This is a genomic window from Arthrobacter sp. R3-55, assembly GCF_054161505.1.
This window is the reverse complement of sequence record NZ_CP096423.1, coordinates 4,057,147-4,074,370: the sequence shown is the minus strand read 5'-3', so window position 1 is coordinate 4,074,370 and position 17,224 is coordinate 4,057,147. Positions and strand designations below refer to the sequence as shown.

Sequence of the window (17,224 nt, the reverse complement as noted above, 5' to 3'; positions counted from 1 at the left end):
GTTTGTTTGAAATCAATGCTGGAATCAGCGGGTTTGCAGGGGAGAACCGTCCAAGGCGCGCTCTTCGATCAGCTTTCCGCCCAGAATACGCTCCACCGCTGCCCGCCCAAAGACCCGCGATTCCTCAATGGTTTCGTCCTCCGGGCTGGGAATGTCCTCCGTCACGGTTGCCGGGGCTGCTTGGGTCCGCGCCGGCGCCTGGACACGGCCGGCCTGGGCCTCGGGGCTGTTGGTCAACCGCTGATACAGGCTCTGACGGCCATTCGGACTGCCCGACGGCGCACCCTCCTCGAGCGTCGCAACCGAACCGTGCGCCTCCTCGGGTTGGGCGGCCAGGGAGGGCCAGGGTGCAGGGGCGACGCCGGGGCGCGCCCCGGAAGCGCTGCTGGTTGCCGGGGCAGGCATGGATTGCGTTCCGGGCCAGCTCGACGCCGGTGCGACGTCCCAGCTGGAGCTTGGGTTCTGCTCCGCGTTGGTTGGATGGCCGTAAGTTCCGGTGGCCGGCTCCGTGGTCCGCTCAGGCTCCGGGGCCTGGGCCGCTGCCGGCTCGTAATCCGGGGTATGCGTTGCGGGCGGGATTTCCGGGGTGGATTTGGCAGGGCCCTTGCCCACATTCGACTCCGAGGTCACAACCCAGGTACCCGGCGCTTGCTCGACTGCCCGCGACCAAGGGTCATCGGACGCATTGCCGCTCGAGGCGCGCGACGATGTGGCTGCGGCCGGGGTTTTGTCCGGCCCGGAAGCTGGCGGTGTGGACGGCGAAGCTGTGGCCGGGGGGACTGCGGGTGCGGCCGGTTGTGAGCCCATTCGGCCATAGCCCGACGGCGGCTCCCAGTCCGCGGGAGGCTCCTCCTCCAAAGGCGGCGCATCCTCGTCGAGCGGCGGACCCCAATCGTCGTCAGGGTAGGAGTAATCGCCGGATGGCTGCGAAGGCTCGGGGGCCGGCTGGGAAGGTTCGGGAGCCGGCTGGGAAGGTTCGGGCGCCGGGGCAGCATGAGCTGGTGCCGGGGTGTTCGGTTCCACGGCAGTGGGTGCTGCGGAAGCGTTGGGCTCTTCACGCGCCGGGGTGGCCGCCGCTGGCTCGGCTGCTGCCACTGCGACGGGGGCAGGCGGGGCTGCTGCCGGCGGGGAAGCCGGTGCGAGACCCCATGCGGAGTCGACAGCTGACACCGGTGCCGGCGTTGATGCTGTTTCAGCGGGCGCTGACGTTACACCTGCTGCTGTTGCCGCCGGGGGTTCCTCGCGGACGGACGCCGGGGCGTTCTCGGGTGCAGCAGCCGGCGTGGGCCGGCTAGTAGGCGCTTTTGGGTTTGGCTCAGAGCTCGCTGAGCTGTTGCCGCCAGCGACTGCCATGATCTGGCAGTCGATGCCGAGGGTTTTGTGGATTGCCTGCCGAAGGTTCTCGGAGTGGTCTGCACGGCCGAAAGCACCCGCAAGGCCGCCAGTGGTGAAGGCGAGGGTCAATACCTGGCCATCGAACTGTGCCACTTGGGCGTTGGGTTCCACCAATGCCCAAGTGCTGCGCTTGATCTTGGTCAAGGTTTGAAGGACATCGGGCCATGCCCGACGCAGGGCCTCCACGTCTCCGGTAGCACCGGAAGCACCCGGCCCTGCGGCCGTGATCGTTTGCGGGGTCGGCTGCGGTGCAACGTGTGCGGGCGGGGCCTGTTCCGGCGGGGCCTGTGGCTCCGGACGCGCGGGTTCCGGTCGCACGGGGGCCGTCTGGGAAGGTGCCGCGGAGGGTGCTTGGGGGGACGCTTGGACCGGAGGAGCTGGAGGAGCCGGAGGAGCCGCTGAGGCCGCCTGGACGGGCTGGGATTGCTGTGCGGGTAGCGATGCAGGAGCAGCCTGCTGTGGAGGGGCAGCCGGCGACGGCCGGCTGGATGCGGGTCGGCTGGATGTGGCGCGTTCCTCCACCGGCCAATCGCTGGTGGATACCCGTGGGGCCGTGAGGGCGTCCCGGGAGGCAGGCTCAGCGGACGGCTCGGACACAGCCGGCGCGGGCTGGGGAGCAGCGGACGGCTGTGACGCCGGCGGTGTGGGGGCAAGGGACCCGGCCGCCGGCGCAGCAGCCGCAGCAGCCTGTGGGGCAGCAGCAACAGCCGGGGTGCCGCCGTCGGCCGCGTAATTCAGGCGACGTTCAACGCGGTCAATGCGGGCCGCAATGCCCCGCTCTGTCTGTTCGGCGCTGGGCAGCAGGATCCGCGCGCACAGCAGCTCAAGGTGCAGCCGGGGCGAGGTAGCGCCTGTCATTTCCGTGAGGGCGGTGTTGGTGACGTCCGCCGCCCGGGACAGCTCGGCGGCGCCAAGGTTGGTTGCCTGGTTGCGCATCCGGGCGATTTGGTCCGCCGGCATGCCGCGGAGGATGGCCTGGGCGCTCTCGGGCATCGCCTGGACAATGATGAGATCCCGGAAGCGTTCCAAGAGGTCCTCGACAAAACGCCGTGGATCGTGACCGGTTTGGATGACGCGGTCCACGGCTTTGAAGACCACCGCGGCGTCGGACGCTGCCACAGCGTCCACAATGTCATCCAACAAGGAAGCATGGGTGTAACCGAGCAGCGCAACAGCGAGTTCGTAGTCCAGGCCGTTGGGACCGGCGCCGGCCATGAGCTGGTCCAGGACGGACAGGGTGTCGCGAACGGAACCCCCGCCTGCGCGGATGACAAGCGAAAGCACGCCGGGAGCGACGGGAACGTTCTCCTGCCGGCAGAGGAGCTCGAGGTACTGCATCAGCGGCTCCGGCGGCACCAACCGGAAGGGGTAGTGGTGCGTGCGGGACCGGATAGTGCCGATGACCTTGTCCGGCTCCGTGGTGGCAAAGATGAACTTGATGTGTTCCGGCGGCTCTTCGACGATCTTCAGGAGCGCGTTGAAGCCTGCCGACGTGACCATGTGGGCTTCGTCGATGATGAAGATCTTGTAGCGGTCGCGGACCGGGGCGAAGGTTGCGCGTTCGCGGAGATCGCGGGCGTCGTCAACGCCACCGTGGCTGGCCGCGTCAATCTCGATGACATCCAGTGAGCCGGAGCCACCGCGGGCAAGCTCGATGCAGCTGGGGCATTTGCCGCAGGGAGTGTCGGTGGGGCCCTCGGCGCAGTTCAGGCAGCGTGCAAGGATGCGGGCGGACGTGGTCTTGCCACAACCGCGGGGGCCGGAGAAGAGGTAGGCGTGGTTCACACGGTTCTTGCGGAGCGCCGTCATCAGCGGCTCCGTGACGTGTTCCTGCCCGATAACGTCCGCGAAAGAGTCCGGGCGATACCTTCGATACAGGGCAGTTGTAACAGTCACAAGTGAAACCTACCTATAGAGACTGACATTTAAATAAGTGACCCCTCATGCACCCGCCAGAGCCCATCTACCCTTGCTACCTTCCGGTCCTGGGGGAGTTCAACAGGATGACGCCACATGAGGGGCCGTCGACAAGCTTACCCGAACTTGGGTTGGGGTTCGAATCGGCCCGGAGGTCTGTGGATAAGGCTCGACGGCGGGTGGCTTGGTTGCGCCGAATCATCGCCAGCCATTCACGGGCCACGTCATGAAAGCCGGCTCCTCGTAAGGGTGCGCGGCCCGCAGAGCCCGCACAACGGCGTCGAGCTTGTCCTCCTCAACCACGCACTCAACCCGGGTTTCGGGCACCTGCTCCTCAATCCCCACGTGCCCAACAGTGGGATGTGCTCCGGGCAGCGGCGTGAAGCGGCCGGTGCCGGGCGAGGTGAAAGCGCAGTGCGAGTAGTTGCCGATCCGTCCGGCGCCGGCGTCGCCAATGGCCAGAAGTACCTCTTCGATATGTGTCTCGGGAACGTAAACAACCAGGGTGTGCAGCTGAGTCATGGGGACATCGTGTCAATAAACTTCGGCTACAAACAGGTCTCAACCATTGCAAAAGCCGGGGCCACAGCGGACCATGGGTATGTACACCGATTGGGGCAATCTCAAGATTGTGAGCTGCGGGGCCTGGGAGCGAGGGGCCGGACCCGGTAGCTCAACGATGTACCGCAAGAATGGGCGCGTTGGGGGCGTCCATTTTTCCGTTAACGGGCTGGATTCGGAGGCCCTTCCAGGGGCGGCTCTTCACCCCGATTACACGATGCTGAAATTCTCAGGTACAGTAGTATCTGCTTTCGAATCGGAAGCAAGGAGAATTCGCCTAGCGGCCTATGGCGCACGCCTGGAACGCGTGTTGGGTTAACGCCCTCGGGGGTTCAAATCCCCCATTCTCCGCGGTTGGCCCCAGTCCTTGGACTGGGGCCTTTTGCGTTCCCGGAAGCTATCCGGCATCTGCCTGCTGCTCTGCATCCTGCTGTTGTGCAGCCGCCACCCGTTCCAGCACTTCGCGGCAGGCTGCGGTGGCGGGGTGGATACGGCCGGCTGTCCTGGTGGAAGTGAAGACGGTCCGTTTCGGCAGGCTTGGAAGATCCAGCAGTTGGACGGTCAGGTTGCGCCCGGTCCAGACAAGGTCCGGCATTAGTGCCACGGCGTTACCGGATTCGATGAGCCGGATCTGTGCCTGGAGGTCGGCCGTTTCGTAGCGCACGTCCGGTTCGAAGCCCGCAGACCGGCAGGCTTGCTCAGCCCAGTGCCGCGAAGCTGCGCCGCGGGGTTCCATGACCCACGGCATCGAGGCGGTGTCGGCAAGGGAGGAGACGGTTTCGCCCCCCAGCCCAACCGGGGGAGTGGCCAGCCGGATGGCGTCGCTGGTGAGGATAACGCGGTCCAGCCCGCTGTGGTGCGGGGCGGCATGGCCGGGGTATTGCTCGGCCACCACCAGGTCGAAGTCCCGCGCCCACGTTTCGTAAAGTGCGGTTTCGGGTTCGCGCTGGGTCATCTCCACCCGCACTTCGGGATACTCCTGGCGCATGATGGTGAGGAAGTCGGGCAGGAGGGCCAATGCTGCGGACTGGAAGACGGCCAAGCGGACGGTGCCGGTGACCATGGACAGCGAGGCTGCCAGTTCGGTTTCGGCTCGTTCCAACGTTTCAAGCAGCGCCGCTGTGTGTGCCACGAGGATCTCTGCCTGCGGAGTCAGTTGCACGCGGCGTCCCGCCTTGCGCAGCAGTTCCACCCCTGCTTCCTTCTCCAGCAGGGTCAGCTGCTGGGACACCGAAGAGGGGCTGTACTGCATGGCATCGGCCACTTCCGCGAGGGTTCCGCGGATCTTCAATTCGTGCAGCAAACGCAGCCTGCGGACGTCCAGCACGGCGGCCTCCAAAAGATCGGGATGGGTAATCAATATTCGTCAGAAAAGATCGCTTTTCCTAACGTGATTGTAGATCCATACTGATGGAAACGAACAAACTTCTCCGTCCCAAAAGGAGCCCCCATGACCAGCACCATCCCGGATGCCACCGCCCCGAGCACCCAGGATTCCGGCCAGTTCGATGCCTTGGCGCAAGAAGCCATCGCCTTGGTCCGGCACTGGCTGACAGAAGCCGGCAAGATCCCCGTGGACGTCTCCGCCCAACGCCTCGCCGGCGTCTTGAAGGACCCCAACGGCCTGGACTTCACTGTCGGATTCGTCGACGGCGTCATCCGCCCGGAGGACCTGTCGGTCGCCGGCCGTAAGCTCGCAGAACTCGCTCCCAAGGTGCCCAAGTTCCTCCCGTGGTACATGCGCAGCGCAGTCCGCGTGGGTGGTGTCATGGCTCCGATCATCCCGCAGGTGGTCATCCCGATCGCCCGCCGGGTGCTCCGCGAAATGGTGGGCCACCTGATCGTGGACGCCACCGATGCCAAGCTTGGCCCCGCCATCGCCAAGATCCGCCAGGACGGTGTTCACCTGAACGTCAACCTCCTCGGCGAAGCAGTCCTGGGCGAGCACGAAGCACAGCGCCGCCTGGAGGGCACCCTGAAGCTCCTTGCCCGCGATGACGTGGACTACGTTTCCATCAAGGAATCCTCCACCGTGGCGCCGCATTCCCCATGGGCCTTCGACGAAGCCGTGGACCACGTGGTGGAGAAGCTCACCCCCTTGTACCGCCTTGCTGCCTCCTTCCCCAAGCCCAAGTTCATCAACCTGGACATGGAGGAATACAAGGACCTCAGCATGACCATCGCGGTGTTCAAGCGCATCCTGGACATGCCCGAGTTCAAGAACCTCGAGGCCGGCATCGTCCTCCAGGCCTACCTTCCGGACGCCCTCGGCGCCATGCAGGAACTTCAGGAATGGGCTGCGGCCCGCCGCGCCCAGGGCGGCGCTCCCATCAAGGTCCGCGTGGTAAAGGGAGCCAACCTTCCCATGGAGCAGGTGGAAGCGTCCCTGCACGACTGGCCACTGGCTACCTGGGGCACCAAGCAGGACTCCGACACCAGCTACAAGAACGTCATCAATTACGCCCTCACCCCGGAGCGCATCGACGCCGTCCGCATCGGCGTAGCGGGCCACAACCTGTTCGACGTCGCGTTCGCCTGGCTTCTTGCCAAGCAGCGTGGCATTGCCCAGCAGGGACCGAAAGCCATTGAGTTCGAGATGCTCCTGGGCATGGCGACCGGCCAGGCCACGGCAGTCCGCAAGGACGTAGGCAGCCTCCTGCTCTACACACCCGTGGTGCACCCGGGCGAGTTCGACGTCGCCATCGCCTACCTGATCCGCCGCCTCGAAGAAGGCGCCAGCCAGGAAAACTTCATGTCCGCCGTCTTCGAGCTGAGCGAAAATGAAGCACTGTTCAAGCGCGAGCAGAAGCGCTTCCTGGACTCCCTGGCCAACATGAAGGACGAGGTCCCAGGCCCCAACCGCCAGCAGGACCGCCGTCTCCCGGCAGAGCCCGCGCCGCTTGAGGGCTTCGGCAACACCCCGGACACCGACCCCGCCCTGCCTGCCAACCGTGCCTGGGGCCGCGACATCCTCAGCCGCATCCCCGGCTCCACCGCCGGCAACAAGATCGTCGAATCCACCAAGGTCTCCGACGCCGCCGAACTGGACCGCATCATCGCCACCGCCGTGGACCATGGCAAGGCCTGGGGCGCCCGTCCGGCCGCCGAGCGCGCAGCCATCCTGCACCGCGCCGGCGAAGTCCTCGAAGCCCGCCGCGCCGAGCTCCTGGAGGTCATGGCTTCCGAAACCGGCAAGACCATTGATCAGGGCGACCCCGAAGTCAGTGAAGCAATCGACTTCGCGCACTACTACGCCGAGCGCGCCAAGGACCTGGAAACGCTCGACGGCGCCACGTTCGTCCCAGCCAACCTCACCGTGGTGACACCCCCGTGGAACTTCCCGGTGGCGATCCCCGCAGGCTCGACGCTTGCAGCGCTCGCCTCAGGCTCCGCCGTCGTGATCAAGCCTGCAAAGCAGGCCCGCCGCTCCGGTTCGGTCATGGTGGATGCGCTCTGGGAAGCCGGCGTGCCGCGCGAAGTGCTGGCACTGGTGCAGCTTGAAGAGCGCGAGCTCGGCACCCAACTGGTCTCACACCCAAGCGTTGACCGCGTGATCCTCACCGGCGGCTACGAAACCGCTGAACTGTTCCGTTCCTTCCGCCAGGACCTGCCGCTGCTGGCAGAGACGTCAGGCAAGAACGCCATCATCGTCACCCCCAGCGCTGACCTGGACCTTGCTGCCAAGGACGTCGTGTACTCGGCGTTCGGTCACGCAGGCCAGAAGTGCTCTGCTGCCTCGCTGGTGATCCTGGTGGGTTCGGTTGCCAAGAGCGCCCGCTTCCACAACCAGCTGATCGACGCCGCACGGTCCCTCACCGTTGGTTACCCGGAGGACGCCACCACGCAGATGGGGCCGATCATCGAACCGGCCAACGGCAAGCTCCTGAACGCCCTCACCACCCTGGGCGACGGCGAGACCTGGGCCATCAAGCCCGAGCGCCTCGATGAAACCGGCCGCCTGTGGTCCCCGGGCATCCGCTCGGGTGTCAAGCGTGGTTCATACTTCCACCTCACGGAGTTCTTTGGCCCGGTCCTGGGTGTCATGACCGCCGAGACCCTCGAGGAAGCCATCGCCATCCAGAACGAGATCGAGTACGGCCTCACCGCCGGCCTGCACTCCCTGGACTCCGCTGAAATGGGCGTCTGGCTGGACACCATCCAGGCCGGAAACCTCTATGTCAACCGCGGCATCACCGGTGCGATCGTCCAGCGCCAGCCGTTTGGCGGCTGGAAGAAGTCGGCCGTTGGTGCCGGAACCAAGGCCGGTGGACCGAACTACCTGATCGGCCTGGGCAGCTGGCTCCCCGCCGAAGCCAAGGCAAAGCGTGGCACCGTCCTCCAAGGTGCTGCTGCGCAGATTCTCGCTGCGGCAAAGTCCGCCGACGTGTCCGCTGAGGAACTCCAGACCCTGCAGCAGTCACTCTTCAGCGATGCCGCCGCCTGGGAATCCGAGTTCGGGACCCGCAAGGACGTCTCCGCTTTGTCCGCAGAGCGCAACGTCTTCCGCTACCGCTCCCTCCCTGTCACCATCCGGCTTTCCGAAGGTGAGCGTCTCGCGGAACTGCTCCGTGTTGTGGCAGCCGGCGCAGTGGCGGGCTCGAAGCTAACGGTGAGCTCCGCCGTCGTACTTCCCGACGCCGTGGTGGCCGTGTTCGCGAACCTGGGCGTCAGCGTCCGGATCGAGGACGACGCCGCGTGGCTGGCCCGTGCGGCCAACTTCGACGCCGGCCGGATCCGCTTGATCGGTGGCGACTTCGCCGCGCTGAGCGCAGCCATGGGTGGGCGACCTGACGTGGCTGTCTACCACGGCGCCGTGACCCAGGCCGGCCGGATCGAGATGCTGCCGTTCCTCCGCGAGCAGGCTGTGTCCATCACCGCCCACCGCTTCGGCACCCCGAACCACCTCTCTGATCACCTGATCTAGTGAGTCCCGCCGAGGGGTGAGCTCTCGGCAGTAAGTGCGCGTGAAAAGGTTGAAAGCTAACCCCTCGGCGACGTCCACACCACGTGGGTTGACGCCGAGGGGTTAGCTTTCGGCTTTAAGGTGTCCGCGTCGAGGGGTGAGCTTTCGGGAGTAAGTGGGCTTGAAAAGGTTGAGAGCTAACCCCTCGGCGGAGGTGGGGGAGAAGCGATAGGTGCCTAAGGGTTGAGAGCTAACCCCTCGGCGGAGGTGGGGGAGAAGCGAAAGGTGCCTCAAGCCTCGGCGTACCCCAGCCTTTGCAGTCTTCGGCGGGCGGCTTGCTCGCTTGGTCCATGGGAGCCCAAGGCAAACCGGACCATGCTCAGCACGGCCCTGGCAGCGGTGACGGCCGGCAAGGGAACGGGCCCGACCCGCGGGGCGCGTAGGCCGAGCAAGTCACGATACTTGGGCTCAAGGCTTGCGACGGCGGCCGCGAACAGGATGCGGTAGCCCGGCGCCAGCAAGGGGCTCAGGGGCGGATTCCGGATGAAGGAAACCGTCTCGGCCAGGCGTTCGTCGGCCCGCAGGACCCCTGAGGCGTACCACTGCTCCAGTTCGTCACGGACCTGGGCTTCGGTCAGCGGTGGATCCTGAACTCCCATCAGCCGTCCCGCCGCGGCCCATTCCCGGACGTAGGCGTCCGCACCCCCGGGGATAGGCCGGCCCCAGATGCGGTTGGCGGTAAGGAACGAGTCCGCGTAGGTGACGTGGACCCAGCGGAGAAGCTCGGGATCGTTGGCTGCGTAATCGTGCTCCACACCGTTCCCGTCAAGGTAGGTTCCCCGGACACGTTCGTGGATCTTCCGGACCCGGGCGGTCGCGGCTTCGGCTGCTTCCGTGGAGCCGTAGGTCACCGTGAAGATCCAGCGGACGGTGTTGGCGAGCCGGCCCAAGGGGTCTTTCTGGAATCCGGAGTGCTCGTACACGCCAGCCAGCGCACCGGGATGCAGGGCCTGCATCAGCAGCACCCTGATCCCGGCCACGATGGTGGCAACGTGTCCGTGCACCGCCCAGACGGCCGACCCCGGAAGGTGATATCCGGCGTCGTTCCCGTCTGCAAGGCGCGGCACCCACTCCGGAGGCGTGCCCGACGTTCCCGTGAAGGTGCGCTGCAGTTCATGCCTGTACTCGGTGAGGTAGTTCCTCATGCATCCCATTCGACCTCCATTTGGCGGAGGTGTACAGGGGCACTATCTGTACGCCTCCGACAAATTTAGGAACGCACGCGCCGGCGGCTTGGGGCCGCTGCCACCAGCAGGGCGGCGATCGCGACGGCGGCACTCAGGATGAGCCCCGGCCGGTACTGTTCCAGCATGGCTTGGGCGCTGACGGTTCCGGCGGTTTGGCCGTGACCGCTGACCAGTGCCGTGGTGACCGCCAAGACCAAGGCGGCTCCCACCTGGGTGCTGGTCTGGATCAGGCCGGCTGCCAATCCCTGCTCCGAATCCTTGATCCCTGCGGTGGCCTGGACGTTGATCGATGGGAAGGCCAGCGCAAACCCGACGCCCAGCAGGATCACCGACGGCAGGATGTCGAGTACGTAGTTGGGCGTAGTGCCGACGCGGAGGAACAGGACGTAGCCCAACCCCATGGCGGTGAGGCCTGCCAGGATCAGCTGCGTGGCGCCGAACTTCTCTATGAGCCTGTCCGCGAACGGCGCGCTGCTGGCCACCAACAGGCCGGCCGGCAGCAAGGCCAGCGCCATTCCCAGGGGAGTCCAGCCGAGCACTGACTGCAGGTACATGGTGACGATGAACTGGAAGCTCAGGTAGGACCCGAACAATCCCACCGCACTGAGGTTGGCCCGTGCCACCCAGCCTTCCTTGAGGATGCTGAAGCGGATCAGCGGGTGCCTGACCTTGTTCTCGATTACCGCGAAGGCTGCCAGCACGGCTACGGAAACTGCGAATCCGGCGATTGTTGCCACAGATCCCCATCCCTGTTCCGGTGCTGATACCAAGGTGTAGACGAGGCCAAGCATGCCCAGCGACAGGGTCACGGCGCCCCAGACGTCGTGGCCGCTGTCCTCAACGGCTGGCTTGTCCTTGGGAATGAACTTCATGCCTAGAAGGACAACCACCACCGCGATCGGCACCGAGACCAGAAACGTCCAGCGCCAACTGAGGCTGGTCATGAGGCCACCCACCACCAGGCCCAGCGAGAACCCACTGGCGCCGAACGTGGTGAAGATGGACAGCGCCTTGTTGCGCTCGCGTCCCTCCGCGAAGTTGGTGGTGATGATGGAGAAGCCGGTGGGGGCGGTGAAAGCGGCGGCGAGTCCTTTAATGAACCGGGTGGCGATCAGGATGGCGGGGTCGTCCACCAAGCCGCCCAGCAGCGATGCCGCGGCGAAAACGGTCAAGGCGATAAGGAAGATACGACGACGGCCCAACAGGTCCGCGAGTCGGCCGCCCAGGAGCAACAGGCTCCCGTAGCCGAGAACGTAGGCGGAGACGATCCACTGCAGGGAATCGGTTCCAAGGTTGAGTTCCTGTCCGATAGACGGCAACGCAACGCCAACCATGGAAACGTCCAGTCCGTCGAGGGCCAGGACGGTGCAGACGACCATCAGCAGCAACCACTGGGCGCGGGTCCAGTGAACGGCTGAAACCAAAGGCGGCTCAGTTGAGGATGTGAGGGTGGTGGGTGATGTCATGCGCTTCAATCTATATGACACGTCATTCAATGACAAGGACTACGATGACATGTCATTGAATGACGAAGAATCTTATGACGTGGATTCAAATCGCGTCATGAACTAGAATCAGGGACATGGCAACGACGCGTGACCGTCAACTGGTTGAGCAGTGGCGCAGCATCCAGAACTCCTACTTCCGCACCGCAGGAGCGATCGACCGCGCGCTGGAAGCCAAGTTCGACATTGGCCTCAATGAGTTCGAAATCCTGGACCTCGTGGCCGAAAGCGAAGAATCCGCGTGCCGCATGAAGGCACTGGGGGAGCGCACCCCCATGACGCAGAGCGCCGTTTCCAAGGTGGTTGACCGACTGGAAAAGGCAGGACTGGTGTCGCGCCAAACCTGCGTTGATGACCGCCGCTCCCTATTCCTGGAACTGACTGACGCCGGCCGCGCACTCCACTCAACGGCCGCCGTCGAGCACCGCGCGCTGCTGAAGGAAAACCTGGGCTGATCCCTGCTGGATGAGTGAGCGGAAGATGTTCCAGCCCGTTCCGATGGTTTCGGAGGTGGGAACGAATCCGGAATACTTCAGCAGTTCCCCGTCCGGGTTGATGGCAATGGTGTTCATTCAGGCTCATTCCTGGTGGGATCCGGCACACGAGGTCAGGTATGGAACCGACCCGGTCCCTTGGGTCCTAACCTAGCTCAAGACATCTTGAGCCAAAACTGATGGAACCTTTCCGTGGCAAGCATCCGGGAAGCCTTTATTTCTTCTCTGATACCGGCAACAATGGTGCTTGCACGCCAGGCTGGGGTTTGGTGCCGCTGGCTTTTGGGGAGTGTTTTGTGGGCAAGCATCATGATTCAGACCGGGTAGTAGACCTGATCCGTGCCGAAGGTTTCCGTCGCGTTCTCATCGCGGGAAGCCTCGCAGTCCTTGCCTTCTTCGCTTTTGGCTTCCAACCGCTCAATGCCGTTCCCTCCGGCATGGTTGATAACTCCCTGGCGCAGGGAGTCGTAGCGCCCACGGCTTTGGGTACCTTGGTGCCGCCGGAGGCCGAGACCCTGGTCATCGATCCCATGCCCGAACCGCCGGAACAACTTCCCGGCACCCCCATGGTCTTCTTCGATCGCGCCATGGTCCGAACCGTCAGTAAAGATGGCTCCACCGGCCTCACCGTAGCTTCCGCCGGGCTGTCCCGGCCGCCAACCGGCGCCCTGTATGCACCCCTTGAGGTCCTGAACCTGAGCTCAAACTACGGTTACCGCTACAGCCCGTTGACGGGCTTGGCCGGCGAGTTCCACTGGGGCCAGGACTATGCTGCCGCCTGCGGAACGCGCGTTTACGCAGCCGACGCCGGTGTGGTCAGGGCCGTCGGCTGGCACCTGTGGGGTGGCGGAAACCGGGTGGAAATCGAACACGGCAACGGCCTGGTCACCACCTATAACCACCTGCAGGCCATCGGCGTGACCAAGGGCCAGTCCGTCCGCGTTGGCGAGGTCATTGCCCAGGTAGGCACCACCGGCTGGTCCACAGGTTGCCACCTCCACTTCGAGACAATCGTCAACGGCCTGCACACCAACCCCAACGGCTGGACCTACTTGCCTATGCGGCAGATCGATCCGCTGCAGAACATCTCCATGGTCAACTACCAGCCCGGTGTTGGGACAGGGACGTCCGCGGCTCCGGTCTGGGCCGTCCCGGTAGGCGACGGCACCAACCGCGCCGTCATCGGCGGAGAGCACGAAGAACCCGAGCCATTGCCGGTGGTGGTTCCGCCTACCACCACGACGCCTACCACCACGACGCCTACCACCACGACGCCGCCGGTTACGCAGACGCCGGCTCCAACGCAGAGTCCGACGGCGACCGCCTCACCGTCCGTGACGGCAACGCCGACTCCAACCCCGACGCAGACTGCTACGCCTACTCCTACGCCGACAGCTACACAGACTGCTTCACCCACGGCCACGCCTAAGCAGACCGCTACCCCGACTCCCACGCCTTCTCCGACCACTTCGGCCCCGGCTGCGACTACCACCGTCACTTCACCAGCAGCGAAGACTGTGGCACCGCCGGTGACATCGGACGCGCCGACTCCTACCGTCGTCGTGCCTCCTGCGGCACCGGCTCCTGTGGCTCCAGCGCCGGCTGCTCCCGCTCCGGCGGCACCAGCGCCGGCTGCTCCCGCTCCCGCAGTGGTTCCGGCTCCTGCAGTAGTGGCGCCGGCTCCGGTCGCTCCGGCCGTAACGCAGGCCGTGGCGCCTGCTCCCGCCCCCGTGGCACCAGTTGCTCCCGTGCCGGCTCCGGCGCCCGTGGCGGTGCTGCCGTCGACGCCTCCACCGGTGGTTCTTCCGCCCGGATACGTCCTGGTGGCGCCGGACAAGGTCCGGCTGCCCAACGGTACGGTGGTTCTGTTGTCCACCCTCGTCCTGCCTCCGACGCCCTAAAGGTCCGTTTCGCGCCCCAAAGCCGGCTCCCGTAAGCTCGATGGCGGCAAGCCCGCCAGCCGACGTCGTCAGGAAGCGAATCCCATGACCAGCCTGTACAGCATTCCCCTCACCTTCAACGATGGCTCCGAAGCGGACTTCGGCCGGTTCGAGGGGAAAGCGGTCGTGGTGGTCAACGTCGCTTCCGAATGCGGCTTCACCCGCCAATACGCCGGGCTCGAAGAGCTGTACGGCAAATACCGTGAGCAGGGCTTGGAAATCCTTGGAGTGCCCTGCAACCAGTTCGGCGGCCAGGAACCAGGCGCGGATGCGGAGATCGCCGAGTTCTGCGAGCGGAACTTCGGGGTAACCTTCCCGCTGACCAGCAAGGCCAACGTCCTGGGCAAGGAGCAACACCCACTCTTCGCGGAGTTGACCCAGGATGAGGACGGCCAGCCGGTCAAGGTGAAGTGGAACTTCGAGAAGTTCGTCATAAACCGGGACGGTGAACTTGTGGCAAGGTTCCCATCCACGGTGGAGCCTGACTCCGAAGACCTTGTGACGGCAGTGGAAAAGGCACTGGCATAAGGCCATCAATTCTGAAGGGAGGAAAGTAATTTTCCAACATTCCGCCGGATGTTAGCCAGATGTTGGCTAGTTGTCTGGTTGGATTGGCCCTACTGGATTGACACGGGAGGCGCCGTCTCCCACCAAACGCTAAGGCAAGCCATGGAGCTCATCGAGGCCGAACACCCCAAACCAGGTCATGTGCTTTTGCACCTGAGTGATCTGCACCTGGTGGGTGGTCCCGGCACGCTTTATGGTTCCGTGGACAGCGCAACCAGGCTCCAGGAGATCTGCGATCAGATTGTCGCCTCCAGGATCAGGCCCGAGGCCATCATCTTCACCGGAGACCTCGCGGACAAGGGTGAGTTGGAAGCCTACAACCGGCTCCGCGACATGATCGAACCGGTCTGCGAAGCCCTAGGTGCCAAAGCCATCTGGGCCATGGGCAATCACGACAACCGCGCGAACTTCCGCTCCGCCTTCGCCGATGCTTCCGAGGCCAGCAAACCCCAGGACCCGGTGGACCGCAGCTACTACGTCAACGGCCTCCGCATCATCACCCTGGACACCACGGTTCCGGGACACCACCACGGTGAACTGTCGGAATCACAGCTGGAATGGTTGGCTGCCGAGTTGGCCACCCCGGCGCCCGATGGCACCATCCTCGCCCTGCACCACCCACCCGTCCCATGCGTCCAGGACCTCGCCGTTTTGGTGGAGCTGCGCGGCCAAGCCGCACTGGCCGCCGTCGTGCGTAATACGGACGTCCGCACCATCCTGGCCGGTCACCTGCATTACTCGACGACGGCGGGCTTCGCCGGCATCCCGGTATCGGTGGCCTCGGCCACGTGTTACACCCAGGACCTGGGCGTCCGCGCGGGCGGACAGCGGGGCAGGGACGGCGCGCAGTCGTACAACATGATCCACGTCTACGAGCACACGATTGTGCATTCGGTGGTGCCCATGTCCGGCGGCGTCACAGTGGGCGAGCCTTTGGACGCAGCCGAGGTTCAGCGCAGGTTGGCTGAGGCAGGCATCCGCATCCCGCACGAATCCAGGGTGGGTGCCCACACATCGCCGGGCACGCACACCTCTTCCATGCCGCTTGTTTCTCCCGGTGGCTTTACTTCTCCCAAGGCGCCTTGACGGGGAAGTACTTCTCCAGGAAGTCCGTCACCAGGTCGGCGCGCTCGTTGGCTTCAACCTCGGGGAAGCTGCCGTCGTTCAGGCAGAAGAAGTCCATGTGGCGCTTCGCCAACAGCTTGGGCAGGTAGTGGAGGCCGGCCCACATGGTGGAGTCAACGTACCTGACCTTGGCATTGGTCTGCGTGACTGCCCGGCCCGTGAGCAGTGCGTAGTAGTGGTAGAACGAGTTGGTGACCGAGATGTTGTCCGCAGCGCGGAAACGGCTTCCAGCGGTTTTGGCGAAATCGGCCGGGAATTCCTTCTCCATCTGAGCCACCACGCTCCGCCGCAGGGGAGCAGCAGTGTGTTCGAGGTGCCGGGTAGTGATCCGGCCGAAGCGCTCCCAGAGCAGCTTGCGGTTAACGCGTGCCGCGTTCTCGAAGCCACTGCGCTCGGCGTCGTTCTCGCCCAAGCCGATCCTGGTGTCCGCTTCGATGAACTTGGTGATGCCACCGGGCGTGAAGAACATGTCCGGGCCCACGGGGCGGCCAAAGAACATGTCGTCATTGGAGTACAGGAAGTGCTCTGACAGTCCCTCGATGTGGTGGAGTTGGCATTCCACGGCCTGCGAGTTGTGAGTGGGCAGGACGGAGGTGTCGGCGAAGAATTCCTCGCTGCGGACAATCGTCACTGACGGGTGGTCTGCCAGCCATTCCGGCGCGGGGGAGTCGGTGGCGATGAAGATCCGCCGAACCCAGGGCACGAACATGTGCACCGAGCGCAGCGCATACTTCAGCTCATTGATCTGGCGGAAGCGCGCCTCATGGTCGTCGCCCTCGCCTAGGACTGCCCCGGCCTGCTGTGCGCGGCGCCGGGCAATGTACTCGGGGTCGCTGCCGTCCACCCACGAGAACACCATGTCGATGTCAAAGTCGATGTCGCTGGCATGGTCCGCAAACATGTTCTCGATGGTGGGCCAGCTCAGGCCATGCCGCTGTACGGTGCCACGGACTGCGTCCTGCCGCAGCATGGTGCGGCGGGTCAGGGAATTCTCCACAGGCAGCTCAAGGTGATCGCCTTCAAAGCGCCACAGCTCAAGCTGGACGCCCAGGGCCGGGCCGTACCAGAGGCCGCCGCCCGTTTCGACGCGGGGGCGGTACAAACGGAAGATGCGGGCTTTTCGGTTGGCGGACAACTCGCCGTCAGCCACCAGAACCGAAGTCTTCTTCTTGGCGTCCACGGTCATCGAGTAGAAAGGCTCGTTGCGGAACGCTGAAACCAGCGCCTCGCGGACATCCTTGCGTGATTCCCAGTCCACCGCGATGACGGGCCGCTCATCATTGCCGCGCACCAGGATGAAATCGACGCCGGCAGCGTCCAGCGCCGCCCTGACCGCCAGGAGATCGGACACCATGGCTTGTTGCGGGGTGAGGTCGGCGTTAACCAGGGCGTACCGCCCACGGTGACGGACGACGTCGGACCTGTGCTTAAGATGCGCTACGACGGCAGGCGAGATCGCCTCAGCAATCGTGTCCTCTTCAATGGACGGGCTGCCGTGGTAAATCGGATCGACCTGTGCTTGTGTGATGGCTGTTTCTCCGGGATCGTCGGTGCGTGGAACTGGTTTCAC

Annotated in this window: 12 protein-coding genes, 1 tRNA gene and 1 other RNA gene; 6 read left to right on the top strand and 8 right to left on the bottom strand. The window is 64.8% G+C overall.

All coding sequences use genetic code 11. The annotated features are described in order from the left end of the window. Positions 1-24 precede the first annotated feature (24 nt). The 3 genes from M1D51_RS18555 to M1D51_RS18545 form a co-directional block, all read right to left on the bottom strand. Positions 25-3,291 (bottom strand): DNA polymerase III subunit gamma and tau, encoded by a 3,267-nt coding sequence (locus M1D51_RS18555; protein ID WP_458107544.1) that lies wholly within the window; start codon positions 3,289-3,291, stop codon positions 25-27. A 33-nt stretch (positions 3,292-3,324) separates the two neighbouring features. Beyond that, positions 3,325-3,421, bottom strand: an RNA gene (gene ffs, locus M1D51_RS18550) — signal recognition particle sRNA small type. Between the two features lie 89 nt (positions 3,422-3,510). Beyond that, positions 3,511-3,834 (bottom strand): hypothetical protein, encoded by a 324-nt coding sequence (locus tag M1D51_RS18545; RefSeq protein ID WP_458107543.1) that lies wholly within the window; start codon positions 3,832-3,834, stop codon positions 3,511-3,513. 305 nt (positions 3,835-4,139) lie between these two features. Between M1D51_RS18545 and M1D51_RS18540 the strand changes: the two genes are divergently transcribed. Continuing rightward, positions 4,140-4,224 (top strand) — tRNA-Ser (locus tag M1D51_RS18540). Between the two features lie 46 nt (positions 4,225-4,270). Here M1D51_RS18540 and M1D51_RS18535 read toward each other — a convergent pair. Then, positions 4,271-5,200 carry a LysR family transcriptional regulator gene (locus M1D51_RS18535; protein ID WP_026548306.1) on the bottom strand — a complete coding sequence of 310 codons (930 nt, stop codon included), beginning with the start codon at positions 5,198-5,200 and terminating at the stop codon, positions 4,271-4,273. Between the two features lie 123 nt (positions 5,201-5,323). Between M1D51_RS18535 and M1D51_RS18530 the strand changes: the two genes are divergently transcribed. Next, positions 5,324-8,797 carry a bifunctional proline dehydrogenase/L-glutamate gamma-semialdehyde dehydrogenase gene (locus tag M1D51_RS18530; protein ID WP_458107542.1) on the top strand — a complete coding sequence of 1,158 codons (3,474 nt, stop codon included), beginning with the start codon at positions 5,324-5,326 and terminating at the stop codon, positions 8,795-8,797. Between the two features lie 269 nt (positions 8,798-9,066). Here the strand turns inward: M1D51_RS18530 and M1D51_RS18525 are convergent, their stop codons facing one another. Further along, positions 9,067-9,990, bottom strand: coding sequence for an oxygenase MpaB family protein (locus tag M1D51_RS18525; RefSeq protein ID WP_458107541.1), 924 nt, complete (start codon positions 9,988-9,990; stop codon positions 9,067-9,069). Between the two features lie 56 nt (positions 9,991-10,046). Continuing rightward, on the bottom strand, positions 10,047-11,489 hold the full coding sequence (locus M1D51_RS18520; protein WP_458107540.1) for an MFS transporter: 1,443 nt from the start codon (positions 11,487-11,489) through the stop codon (positions 10,047-10,049). Between the two features lie 116 nt (positions 11,490-11,605). Between M1D51_RS18520 and M1D51_RS18515 the strand changes: the two genes are divergently transcribed. Continuing rightward, entirely contained in the window at positions 11,606-11,983 is a 378-nt protein-coding gene (locus tag M1D51_RS18515) for a MarR family winged helix-turn-helix transcriptional regulator (protein WP_172324606.1), read from the top strand. Here the strand turns inward: M1D51_RS18515 and M1D51_RS18510 are convergent. Beyond that, positions 11,933-12,100 carry a hypothetical protein gene (locus M1D51_RS18510; RefSeq protein WP_458107539.1) on the bottom strand — a complete coding sequence of 56 codons (168 nt, stop codon included), beginning with the start codon at positions 12,098-12,100 and terminating at the stop codon, positions 11,933-11,935. The genes M1D51_RS18515 and M1D51_RS18510 overlap by 51 nt on opposite strands. 218 nt (positions 12,101-12,318) lie before the next feature. Between M1D51_RS18510 and M1D51_RS18505 the strand changes: the two genes are divergently transcribed. The 3 genes from M1D51_RS18505 (at position 12,319) to M1D51_RS18495 (ending at position 15,615) form a co-directional block, all read left to right on the top strand. Next, entirely contained in the window at positions 12,319-13,923 is a 1,605-nt protein-coding gene (locus M1D51_RS18505; RefSeq protein WP_458107538.1) for a M23 family metallopeptidase, read from the top strand. A gap of 84 nt (positions 13,924-14,007) precedes the next feature. Further along, positions 14,008-14,490 (top strand): glutathione peroxidase, encoded by a 483-nt coding sequence (locus M1D51_RS18500; protein WP_458107537.1) that lies wholly within the window; start codon positions 14,008-14,010, stop codon positions 14,488-14,490. 141 nt (positions 14,491-14,631) lie between these two features. Further along, positions 14,632-15,615, top strand: a complete 984-nt coding sequence (locus tag M1D51_RS18495) for a phosphodiesterase (protein ID WP_458107536.1) — start codon at positions 14,632-14,634, stop codon at positions 15,613-15,615. Here the strand turns inward: M1D51_RS18495 and M1D51_RS18490 are convergent. After that, positions 15,593-17,182: a stealth family protein gene (locus M1D51_RS18490; protein ID WP_458109618.1), complete on the bottom strand. Its 1,590-nt coding sequence runs from the start codon at positions 17,180-17,182 to the stop codon at positions 15,593-15,595. The genes M1D51_RS18495 and M1D51_RS18490 overlap by 23 nt on opposite strands. Positions 17,183-17,224 lie beyond the last annotated feature (42 nt).

Bases quoted from the DNA above. Each gene is read 5' to 3' on its own strand.
- M1D51_RS18525 (WP_458107541.1), bottom strand. From the start codon at position 9,990: ATGGGATGCATGAGGAACTACCTCACCGAGTACAGGCATGAACTGCAG.
- M1D51_RS18520 (WP_458107540.1), bottom strand. From the start codon at position 11,489: ATGACATCACCCACCACCCTCACATCCTCAACTGAGCCGCCTTTGGTT.
- M1D51_RS18545 (WP_458107543.1), bottom strand. From the start codon at position 3,834: ATGACTCAGCTGCACACCCTGGTTGTTTACGTTCCCGAGACACATATC.
- M1D51_RS18500 (WP_458107537.1), top strand. From the start codon at position 14,008: ATGACCAGCCTGTACAGCATTCCCCTCACCTTCAACGATGGCTCCGAA.
- M1D51_RS18510 (WP_458107539.1), bottom strand. From the start codon at position 12,100: ATGAACACCATTGCCATCAACCCGGACGGGGAACTGCTGAAGTATTCC.
- M1D51_RS18530 (WP_458107542.1), top strand. From the start codon at position 5,324: ATGACCAGCACCATCCCGGATGCCACCGCCCCGAGCACCCAGGATTCC.
- M1D51_RS18515 (WP_172324606.1), top strand. From the start codon at position 11,606: ATGGCAACGACGCGTGACCGTCAACTGGTTGAGCAGTGGCGCAGCATC.
- M1D51_RS18495 (WP_458107536.1), top strand. From the start codon at position 14,632: ATGGAGCTCATCGAGGCCGAACACCCCAAACCAGGTCATGTGCTTTTG.